This is a genomic window from Streptomyces sp. NPDC050625 (assembly GCF_040654755.1).
Lineage (GTDB): Bacteria > Actinomycetota > Actinomycetes > Streptomycetales > Streptomycetaceae > Streptomyces.
The window spans coordinates 878,533-888,555 of record NZ_JBFAIQ010000001.1 but is presented as its reverse complement, the minus strand read 5'-3'; the positions used below and the strand labels follow the sequence as shown (position 1 = coordinate 888,555).

General features: G+C 69.0%; 9 protein-coding genes. 3 read left to right on the top strand and 6 right to left on the bottom strand.

Features of this window, described 5'->3' with window-relative positions; translation table 11 throughout:
• Positions 1 to 412: 412 nt before the first annotated feature.
• Positions 413 to 958 (bottom strand): hypothetical protein, encoded by a 546-nt coding sequence (locus tag AB0I54_RS04115; protein ID WP_363294285.1) that lies wholly within the window; start codon positions 956 to 958, stop codon positions 413 to 415.
• A 152-nt stretch (positions 959 to 1,110) separates the two neighbouring features.
• Here AB0I54_RS04115 and AB0I54_RS04110 point away from each other — a divergent pair, with 152 nt between their 5' ends.
• The 3 genes from AB0I54_RS04110 to AB0I54_RS04100 all read left to right on the top strand — a co-directional run bounded on the left by AB0I54_RS04110 (position 1,111) and on the right by AB0I54_RS04100 (position 4,869).
• Positions 1,111 to 2,283 carry a histidine kinase gene (locus AB0I54_RS04110; protein ID WP_363294284.1) on the top strand — a complete coding sequence of 391 codons (1,173 nt, stop codon included), beginning with the start codon at positions 1,111 to 1,113 and terminating at the stop codon, positions 2,281 to 2,283.
• The gene (locus tag AB0I54_RS04105; protein WP_363294283.1) at positions 2,280 to 2,921 is read left to right on the top strand and encodes a response regulator transcription factor; all 642 of its coding nucleotides are present in this window, start codon (positions 2,280 to 2,282) and stop codon (positions 2,919 to 2,921) included. Before AB0I54_RS04110 ends, AB0I54_RS04105 begins: the two co-directional genes overlap by 4 nt.
• A gap of 124 nt (positions 2,922 to 3,045) precedes the next feature.
• Positions 3,046 to 4,869, top strand: coding sequence for a glycoside hydrolase family 18 chitinase (locus AB0I54_RS04100; RefSeq protein ID WP_363294282.1), 1,824 nt, complete (start codon positions 3,046 to 3,048; stop codon positions 4,867 to 4,869).
• 15 nt (positions 4,870 to 4,884) lie between these two features.
• On the opposite strand, the gene AB0I54_RS04095 is transcribed toward AB0I54_RS04100, so the two are convergent.
• From AB0I54_RS04095 to atpA, 5 genes are all read right to left on the bottom strand, one after another.
• Entirely contained in the window at positions 4,885 to 5,331 is a 447-nt protein-coding gene (locus AB0I54_RS04095; protein ID WP_363294281.1) for a DUF2550 domain-containing protein, read from the bottom strand.
• Between the two features lie 129 nt (positions 5,332 to 5,460).
• Complete coding sequence (locus AB0I54_RS04090; protein ID WP_363294280.1) at positions 5,461 to 5,835, bottom strand: F0F1 ATP synthase subunit epsilon; 375 nt, start codon at positions 5,833 to 5,835, stop codon at positions 5,461 to 5,463.
• Between the two features lie 140 nt (positions 5,836 to 5,975).
• Positions 5,976 to 7,412, bottom strand: a complete 1,437-nt coding sequence (atpD, locus tag AB0I54_RS04085; RefSeq protein WP_363294279.1) for a F0F1 ATP synthase subunit beta — start codon at positions 7,410 to 7,412, stop codon at positions 5,976 to 5,978.
• A complete protein-coding gene (locus tag AB0I54_RS04080; RefSeq protein WP_363294278.1) occupies positions 7,412 to 8,326 on the bottom strand; it encodes a F0F1 ATP synthase subunit gamma in 915 nt (304 codons plus the stop codon). The genes atpD and AB0I54_RS04080 overlap by 1 nt, the downstream gene beginning before the upstream one ends.
• Positions 8,327 to 8,347: 21 nt before the next feature.
• Complete coding sequence (gene atpA, locus AB0I54_RS04075) at positions 8,348 to 9,940, bottom strand: F0F1 ATP synthase subunit alpha (protein ID WP_363294277.1); 1,593 nt, start codon at positions 9,938 to 9,940, stop codon at positions 8,348 to 8,350.
• Positions 9,941 to 10,023: the final 83 nt, after the last annotated feature.

Genomic DNA, 10,023 nt, shown 5'->3' with positions numbered 1-10,023 from the left:
GGGAAATGCAGCATCCTGGCGCGAACGGCCAATCGAAGCGCGGGCGATGTCCTATAGGTGCCAGGCAGCGAACGCGGGTAAACACCCCGGCCAGGGGCCCGGGGGTAGCCCCCGGGAAATGCAGCATCCTGGCGCGAACGGCCAATCGAAGCGCGGGCGATGTCCTATAGGTGCCAGGCAGCGAACGCGGGTAAACACCCCGGCCAGGGTCCGAAAGCCGCCCCCGGGCAAACAACTCCCGACCCCGGACGACCAACACGGGCACCGGCGACGTCCCGTGGGCACCCGACAGAGAACGCGAGCAAACGCCCCCGGCCGGGGGTCCGGGGGTAGCCCCCGGGAAATGCAGCATCCTCGCCCGCACCGCCAGCAAGGAGGTCGGGGACGTGCTGTGGGTGCCTGGTGGGGAGCGCTAAGGGAGCTTGGCAGGGTTCCGCTTGGGGAACAGGGTGTAGCTCGCGGCGATGATCACGTTGATGCCGATCACCCACACCATCCTCAGCTGCCACGCGCGCAGCGAACCGGTACCGGCGTCGTCGCCGACGTACCAGACCGCCGCCTGGAGCAGGGCGATGGCCACCGCGGACGCCAGGATCCAGCGGCCCGCGACCTTCCACTCGTGGACGGCGCGGGCCGTGCCGTACCTCGGCGGCCTCACCGGCGGCGGGCCGCCGGCGAACCGGTGCGCGATCCGGGCGTCGGCCCACCTGATCGTGGAGTGCCCGAGGCCCACGGTGAAGCCGATGTAGACGGCAGCGAGGCCGTGCCGCCAGTCGGGCTCCGCGCCGTTCTTGAGGTCGATCGCCGTGACGGCGAACAGCACGAGCTCCAGCAGCGGCTCGCACAGCAGCAGGGCCAGCCCGGTGCGCGGCATCCTCAGCGGATAGCGGAAGGCAAGTCCGGCCGTCAGCAGCACCCAGAAGGCCACCTCACAGGCCACGATCAACCCGACGATCACGTCTCGCTCCTCTCGGTCACCCCTCCAGACTCCCGTCGGCCCGCACGAGCCGCGTCGTCGGCGGTGACGAACTCCCCGTACATCGAAAGATGCAGTTCGGGACCGTTCCACAGGAGCACGCGCGCGCTGCGCGCGCCGTGTTGGATGGGGGCATGGCCCTGACGCTTCCGCGCCCGCACCGCGACGACATACGCATCGCCGTGGGCGGCTTCCTCGGAGGTGTGCTGATGTGGGGGCTCGGGCTCAGCCCCCGGGGCGTCACGGACAGCCTCGTGCTGTGGCCGCAGCGCTGGGCCGTGCTGGTGCCGCTGGCCGTGACGGCCGCCTGCGAGCTGCTGCGCCGCACCCGGCCGAGGTTCGCCATGCTGGTGGGCACCGCCATGCTGACCGTGGACACGGTGACACAGGGCAGCGTGGTCACGGTCGTCCTGTTCACCGACCTCATGTACGCGGCCGTCCTGTACGGCACCCCGGCCTCCGCCCGCCGTATCCCCTGGATCACCGGGCTGCTCACGGTGATCGGCGGGGTGGTGCCGGCCGCGCTCTGGCGTGATCCGGCGGGTCTGCTGATCGGTGTCGGGGTCGGCGTGGTGGCGTTCGCCCCCGCCGCCACCGGCTCGGTCGTGCGCGACCACCGTGACGCGGCCGAGGCGGCCCGGCTGCGTGCCGAACAGACCGCCCTGCTGGCCGAGATGGACCGCGTCCAGGCGGTGACCGCCGAACGTGCGCGGGTGGCACGCGAGTTGCACGACATGGTCGCCAACCATCTGTCCGCGATCGCCATCCACTCCACGGCTGCGCTCTCCATCGACGACCCCGGCACCTCCAAGGATGCCCTCGCCGTCATCCGGGAGAACAGCGTCGAGGGGCTCGCCGAGATGCGGCGGCTGATCGGGATCCTGCGGGACCGCGGCGGCGCACACGAGCCGTCCGCCACCCCCACCCTCGACGGCCTCACCACCCTGGTCGACGGCGCCCGTGCCAACGGCCTCGACGTCACCCTGGACGCCGACCACGGCCGGGTGCCCGCCCCGGTCGAGCTGGCCGCGTACCGGATGGTCCAGGAGTCCCTGACCAACGCGCTCAAGCACGCGGGGCCGGGCCGTGTCACCGTCCGCCTGGCCCAGCGGGACGGCATGCTCGACCTCCGTGTGACCAGCCCCTGCGGTCATCGGGACGCGCCCCGCGCCCCCGGCTCCGGTGCCGGGCTGACCGGGATGCGGGAGCGGGCGGCCCTGCTGGGCGGCCGGTTCGACGCCGGTCCGGAGGACGGGCTCTGGACCGTACGCGCCACCCTCCCCGTGACCGAAGGAGACCCCGAATGATCCGCGTCCTGGTCGCCGAGGACCAGTCCGCCGTGCGCGCCGGGCTGGTGCTCATCCTGAACAGCGCGCCCGACATCGAGGTGGCCGGCGAGGCGGCGGACGGGGAGCGGGCGGTGGCGCTGGCCCGGGAACTACGGCCGGATCTGGTGCTGATGGACGTTCAGATGCCGCGTCTGGACGGGGTGTCGGCGACCCGGAAGGTCGTCGCGGAGGGGCTCGCGGACGTGCTGGTGCTCACCACCTTCGACCTCGACGAGTATGTCTTCGGGGCGCTGCGGGCCGGTGCGGCCGGGTTTCTGCTGAAGAACACCGAGGCGAAGGACCTGCTGGAGGCGGTGCGTACGGTGGCGCGCGGGGAGGGGATCGTCGCCCCGGCCGTCACCCGGCGGCTGATCGCCGAGTTCGCCGCGCGACCGGTGCGGGAGTCGAGCGCCGATCCCGCGGTCCTTCAGTCGCTGACCCCCCGTGAGCGCGAGGTGCTGTCCTGCCTCGGGGAGGGGCTGTCCAACGCGGGGGTCGCCGAGCGGCTGGACATGGCGGAGGGGACCGTGAAGACGCACGTCAGCCGTCTGCTGGCGAAGCTGGAGCTGCGCAGCAGGGTCCAAGCGGCCGTGTTGGCCCAGGAGTTGGGGATCTAGGGGAATTCAGGGCGAGTGGTCCAGACCTATTGACCCGTGGTCCAGACCTTTCTATTCTCGCGGCACCGTGGGCGTGAAGGCTCAGTCATGCCCCTGACACCCCCGAGAACGAGGGAGGCGCAGCATGCGCTTCAGACACAGAGCCGCGGCAGGGTTCGCGACCCTGTTGCTCCCCCTGGCCGGACTGGTAGGCCTCGCGAGCCCCGCCCAGGCCGCGACGACCGCCACCGCCACCTACGCCAAGACCCAGGACTGGGGCTCCGGCTTCGAGGGCAAGTGGACCGTCAAGAACACCGGCACCACCGCCATCAGCTCGTGGACGATCGAGTGGGACTTCCCCTCCGGTACGTCCGTCACCTCGGCCTGGGACGCGGACGTCACCTCCTCCGGCACCCACTGGACCGCCAAGAACAAGTCCTACAACGGCTCCATCGCCCCGGGTGCCTCCGTCTCCTTCGGCTTCAACGGCGCCGGCTCCGGCTCACCGTCCAACTGCAAGCTCAACGGCGACAGTTGCGACGGCACGACGGTCCCCGGTGACGCGGCGCCCTCCGCGCCCGGCACCCCGACCGCGTCGAACATCACCGACACCTCGGTGAAGCTGTCCTGGTCGGCGGCGACCGACGACAAGGGCATCAAGAACTACGACGTGCTGCGCGACGGCTCGAAGGTCGCCACCGTGACGACGACCTCGTACACGGACAGCGGCCTGAGCGCCGGCACCGACTACTCCTACACCGTCCAGGCCCGTGACACCGCCGACCAGACCGGTCCGGTCAGCGGCGCGGTCGCGGTCCACACCACCGGTGGCGGCACCAATCCCCCGCCCACCGGCGACAAGGTCAAGCTCGGCTACTTCACCGAGTGGGGCATCTACGGCCGCAACTACAACGTCAAGAACCTGGTGACGTCCGGCTCGGCCGCCAAGATCACCCACATCAACTACGCCTTCGGCAACGTCACCAACGGCCAGTGCGCGATCGGCGACTCCTACGCCGACTACGACAAGGCCTTCACCGCCGACCAGTCGGTCAGCGGCGTCGCCGACACCTGGGACCAGCCGCTGCGCGGCAACTTCAACCAGCTGCGCGAGCTGAAGGCCAAGTACCCGAACATCAAGGTGCTGTGGTCCTTCGGCGGCTGGACCTGGTCCGGCGGCTTCGCGCAGGCGGCGGCCAACCCGGCCGCGTTCGCGCAGTCCTGCTACAACCTGGTCAAGGACCCGCGGTGGGCCGATGTCTTCGACGGCATCGATATCGACTGGGAGTACCCGAACGCGTGCGGTCTGTCCTGCGACACCAGCGGGGCGGCGGCCTTCAAGAACGTGATGTCCGCGCTGCGCGCCAAGTTCGGCTCGAACAGCCTGGTCACCGCCGCGGTCACCGCCGACGGCTCCTCCGGCGGCAAGATCGACGCGGCCGACTACGCGGGCGCGGCCCAGTACGTCAACTGGTACAACGTGATGACGTACGACTTCTTCGGCGCCTGGGCGGCGCAGGGCCCGACGGCCCCGCACTCCCCGCTCACCTCGTACAGCGGCATCCCGACCGCCGGCTACACCACGGCCGACGCGATGGCCAAGTACAAGGCGAAGGGCGTGCCCGCGAGCAAGCTGCTCATCGGCATCGGCTTCTACGGCCGCGGCTGGACCGGCGTCACCCAGGACGCCCCGGGCGGCACGGCCACGGGCCCGGCGGCCGGCACCTATGAGCAGGGCATCGAGGACTACAAGGTGCTCAAGACGTCCTGCCCGGCCACCGGCACCATCGCGGGCACGGCGTACGCGCACTGCGGCAGCAACTGGTGGTCGTACGACACTCCCGCCACCATCAACAGCAAGATGGCGTGGGCCAAGTCCCAGGGCCTGGGCGGCGCCTTCTTCTGGGAGTTCAGCGGTGACACCAGCAACGGCGAACTGGTGAGCGCCATCAACTCCGGGCTGTCGTAACGGAGTTATTGCTCTCTAAGCAACATTGACGCGCTGACCGGGCGGGGCTGCTTCCAGCCACGCGAGAAATCCGGTCAGCGCGTCTTCGCTCATGGCGAGTTCGAGGCGGATGCCCCGATGGGTACAGGCGAGGATGACGGCGTCGGAGAGCAGCGCCAGTTCCTCCTCGCCCTCGGGAAGCCGGCGGCCGGCCACCTCGATCTGCGAGCGTTCCAGGACGCGGCGCGGACGGGGGGCGTAGGAGAAGACCCGGTACCACTCGATCCGGTCGCCGTTGTAGCGGGCGACGCCATAGCTCCAGCCCTTGCCGCTGGCGTCGGGTTTCTCCGGTACGTCCCAGCGCAGGCTGCAGTCGAAGGTTCCGCCGGACCGCTGGATCAGTCTGCGCCGCAGGCCGAACAGGAAGAGTCCCACCACCACGAGCGCGACCACGACTCCGCACACAGTCAGAGCGAGGACCATCGGCACCGACCTCCTCGTCTCCTAGGTAACGGAACGGAAAAAACACCCACATCTGCCTCAGCCGCGGCTGGGGCCGGATTGCTCCGGTCCCAGCCGCGGCTGAGTGACGTCATCACACAGTGCGCTGGTTCAGCGCGATGTCGCCGCACGCAGTCGAACGTCCGCGCGGCGCTCGGCGGACGCGTCCGCGTCCGACTTCGCGCGCTCGAGCGCCCGCTCCGCGCGCTGGACATCGATCTCGTCCGACAGCTCGGCGATCTCGGCCAGCAGCGACAGCTTGTTGTCAGCGAACGAGATGAAACCGCCGTGCACCGCGGCGACGACCGTTGCACCATCACTCGTACGGATGGTCACCGGGCCCGACTCCAGCACACCGAGCAGCGGCTGGTGACCGGGCATGACGCCGATGTCGCCGGAGGTGGTGCGCGCGACGACCAGGGTGGCCTCGCCGGACCAGACCTGGCGGTCCGCGGCGACCAGCTCGACGTGCAGCTCAGCAGCCAAGGGTGGCTCCTCGGGTCACCACCCGGCGGTAGTGCCGGGTGTGGGTCAATTCTAGAGGGCGTGGAGAGAGGGGCTGACACACCCCCGCCGGGTGCGACCCCGGAGGGAGATGCCCAGCCCCTCTCAGATGAGCACGGGGCTCAGGAGACGCCCAGCTCCTTGGCGTTGGCCTTGAGGTCCTCAATGCCACCGCACATGAAGAACGCCTGCTCGGGGAAGTGGTCGTACTCACCGTCGCAGATCGCGTTGAACGCGGCGATCGACTCGTCGAGCGGCACGTCAGAGCCGTCCACGCCGGTGAACTGCTTGGCGACGTGGGTGTTCTGGGACAGGAAGCGCTCCACACGACGGGCACGGTGGACGACGAGCTTGTCCTCCTCGCCGAGCTCGTCGATACCGAGGATCGCGATGATGTCCTGGAGGTCCTTGTACTTCTGCAGGATCGTCTTCACGCGCATGGCCGCGTTGTAGTGGTCCTGCGCGATGTACCGCGGGTCCAGGATGCGGGACGTGGAGTCCAGCGGGTCCACGGCCGGGTAGATGCCCTTCTCCGAGATCGGACGGGACAGAACCGTCGTCGCGTCGAGGTGGGCGAAGGTGGTGGCCGGGGCCGGGTCGGTCAGGTCGTCCGCGGGGACGTAGATCGCCTGCATCGAGGTGATCGAGTGACCACGGGTCGAGGTGATGCGCTCCTGGAGGAGACCCATCTCGTCGGCCAGGTTCGGCTGGTAACCCACCGCGGAGGGCATACGGCCGAGCAGCGTGGAGACCTCGGAACCGGCCTGCGTGAAGCGGAAGATGTTGTCGATGAAGAACAGCACGTCCTGCTTCTGGACGTCACGGAAGTACTCGGCCATGGTGAGGCCGGCCAGCGCGACGCGCAGACGGGTGCCCGGGGGCTCGTCCATCTGACCGAAGACCAGGGCGGTCTTGTCGATGACGCCCGAGTCGGTCATCTCCTCGATGAGGTCGTTGCCCTCACGGGTGCGCTCACCGACACCGGCGAACACGGAGACACCGTCGTGGTTGTTGGCGACACGGTAGATCATCTCCTGGATGAGCACCGTCTTGCCGACGCCGGCGCCGCCGAACAGGCCGATCTTGCCGCCCTTGACGTACGGAGTGAGCAGGTCGATGACCTTGACGCCCGTCTCGAACATCTCGGTCTTCGACTCGAGCTCGTCGAAGTTCGGGGCCTTGCGGTGGATCGGCCAGCGCTCGCCGTCGTAGGACTCGTCGACGTTCAGCACCTCACCGAGGGTGTTGAACACCTTGCCCTTGGTGAAGTCGCCGACCGGGACGGAGATGGCGGAGCCGGTGTCCGTCACCGTGGCCTGGCGGACCAGACCGTCGGTGGGCTGCATGGAGATGGTGCGGACCAGGCCGTCACCCAGGTGCTGGGCGACCTCCAGGGTCAGCGTCTTCTTCGCGCCGGCGTTGGCCGGGTCGGCCACCTCGACGTGAAGGGCGTTGTAGATGTCCGGCATCGCGTCGACGGGGAACTCCACGTCGACGACCGGGCCGATGACCCGGGCGACGCGGCCCGTGGCCGTCGCGGTCTCAACAGTGGTGGTCATTAGCGGTCACTCCCCGCGGTCGCGTCGGCCAGGGCGCTCGCGCCACCGACGATCTCGCTGATTTCCTGGGTGATTTCGGCCTGGCGGGCCGCGTTGGCAAGCCGGGAGAGGCTCTCGATGAGCTCACCGGCGTTGTCGGTCGCCGACTTCATCGCGCGCCGCGTGGCGGCGTGCTTCGAAGCGGCCGACTGGAGCAGCGCGTTGTAGATACGGCTCTCCACGTAGCGCGGCAGCAGGGCGTCGAGGACGTCCTCCGCCGAGGGCTCGAAGTCGAACAGCGGCAGGATCTCGCCCTTGGGCGTCTCCTGCGCGACCTCTTCGAGGCGCAGCGGCAGCAGCCGGGCGCCGAGCGCCGTCTGCGTCATCATCGAGACGAACTCGGTGAACACGATGTGGAGTTCGTCCACGCCGCCGTCCGCCGTCTCCTTCTCGATGGCCTCGATCAGAGGCGCCGCCACCTTCTTGGCGTCCGCGTACGAGGGCTCGTCGGTGAAGCCCGTCCACGACTCCGAGATCTTGCGCTCACGGAAGTTGTAGTGGGCGACACCACGGCGGCCGACGATGTACGTGTCGACCTGCTTGCCCTCGCGCTCCAGACGCTCGGTCAGCTGCTCCGCCGCCTTGATGGCGTTGGAGTTGAAGGCACCGGCCAGACCGCGGTCGCTCGTGAGGAGCAGGACCGCGGCACGGCTCGGGTTCTCCGTCTCCGTGGTCAGCGGGTGCTTGGTGTTCGAACCGGTACCGACCGCCGTGACCGCGCGGGTGAGCTCGGTCGCGTACGGCGTGGAGGCCGCCACCTTGCGCTGCGCCTTGACGACGCGCGAGGCGGCGATCATCTCCATCGCCTTGGTGATCTTCTTGGTCGCGGTGACGGATCGGATGCGACGCTTGTAGACCCGGAGCTGGGCTCCCATGAGTCAGGTCCCTTCCTTACGTCACTTGGCGGCAGCGGCCGGAGTGTCCTCGCCGAGCAGCTTGCCGTCGGAGGTCTCGAACTGCTTCTTGAAGTCCGCGATCGCGTCGGCCACGGCCGTCAGCGTGTCGTCGGACATCTTGCCGCCCTCCTTGATGGAGGTCATGAGGCCCTGCTCCTTGCGGTGCAGGTACTCCAGGAGCTCCTTCTCGAAGCGGCGGATGTCGACGACCGGAACGTCGTCCATCTTGCCGGTGGTGCCGGCCCAGACGGAGACGACCTGGTCCTCGGTGGACATCGGCTGGTACTGAGCCTGCTTCAGCAGCTCGACCATCCGCTGACCGCGCTCCAGCTGCGACTTCGAGGCGGCGTCCAGGTCGGAACCGAAGGCGGCGAACGCCTCCAGCTCACGGAACTGGGCCAGGTCGACGCGGAGACGGCCGGAAACCTGCTTCATCGCCTTGTGCTGCGCGGAACCACCGACTCGGGAGACGGAGATACCGACGTTCAGCGCGGGGCGCTGACCGGCGTTGAACAGGTCCGACTCCAGGAAGCACTGGCCGTCGGTGATGGAGATGACGTTGGTCGGGATGAACGCCGAGACGTCGTTGGCCTTGGTCTCGACGATCGGCAGACCGGTCATCGAGCCGGCGCCCATGTCGTCGGAGAGCTTCGCGCAGCGCTCCAGCAGCCGGGAGTGCAGGTAGAAGACGTCACCCGGGTAGGCCTCACGGCCCGGCGGGCGGCGCAGCAGCAGCGACACGGCGCGGTAGGCGTCGGCCTGCTTCGACAGGTCGTCGAAGATGATCAGGACGTGCTTGCCCTCGTACATCCACTGCTGGCCGATGGCCGAGCCGGTGTAGGGCGCCAGGTACTTGAAGCCGGCCGGGTCGGACGCCGGGGCGGCGACGATGGTCGTGTACTCCAGCGCGCCGTTCTCCTCCAGCGCGCGGCGGACCGACGCGATGGTGGAGCCCTTCTGGCCGATGGCGACGTAGATGCAGCGGACCTGCTTGTTCGGGTCGCCGGTGCGCCAGTTGTCACGCTGGTTGATGATCGTGTCGACGGCCAGGGCGGTCTTGCCGGTCTGGCGGTCACCGATGATCAGCTGACGCTGACCACGGCCGACCGGGGTCATCGCGTCGACGGCCTTGTAGCCGGTCTCCATCGGCTCGTGCACCGACTTGCGCTGCATGACCGTGGGGGCCTGCAGTTCGAGGGCGCGGCGACCGCTGGTCTCGATCTCGCCGAGACCGTCGATCGGGTTGCCGAGCGGGTCGACGACGCGGCCGAGGTAGCCCTCGCCGACCGCGACGGAGAGGACCTCACCGGTGCGCTGCACCGGCTGACCCTCCTCGATGCCGCTGAACTCACCGAGGACGATGGCGCCGATCTCGCGCTCTTCCAGGTTGAGCGCGAGGCCGAGGGTGCCGTCCTCGAACTTCAGCAGTTCGTTGGCCATGGCCGAGGGCAGGCCCTCGACCTTCGCGATGCCGTCGCCGGCAAGGGTGACCGTACCGACCTCCTCGCGCGAGGCCGCGTCCGGCTTGTACGACTGGACGAAGTTCTCCAGCGCGTCCCGGATCTCCTCCGGCCGGATCGTGAGCTCCGCCATCTGGGTTCCCTGCTCTCCTTGTTGGGCCCGAAGTTTCACTTGGGGGGATGGGGACTCCCCCCTGAACGAGGTGAATCCTCTGC

Coding starts and splice junctions, on each gene's coding strand:
- AB0I54_RS04110 (WP_363294284.1), top strand. CDS start 1,111: ATGGCCCTGACGCTTCCGCGCCCGCACCGCGACGACATACGCATCGCC.
- AB0I54_RS04105 (WP_363294283.1), top strand. CDS start 2,280: ATGATCCGCGTCCTGGTCGCCGAGGACCAGTCCGCCGTGCGCGCCGGG.
- AB0I54_RS04100 (WP_363294282.1), top strand. CDS start 3,046: ATGCGCTTCAGACACAGAGCCGCGGCAGGGTTCGCGACCCTGTTGCTC.
- AB0I54_RS04095 (WP_363294281.1), bottom strand. CDS start 5,331: ATGGTCCTCGCTCTGACTGTGTGCGGAGTCGTGGTCGCGCTCGTGGTG.
- atpD (WP_363294279.1), bottom strand. CDS start 7,412: ATGACCACCACTGTTGAGACCGCGACGGCCACGGGCCGCGTCGCCCGG.
- AB0I54_RS04080 (WP_363294278.1), bottom strand. CDS start 8,326: ATGGGAGCCCAGCTCCGGGTCTACAAGCGTCGCATCCGATCCGTCACC.
- atpA (WP_363294277.1), bottom strand. CDS start 9,940: ATGGCGGAGCTCACGATCCGGCCGGAGGAGATCCGGGACGCGCTGGAG.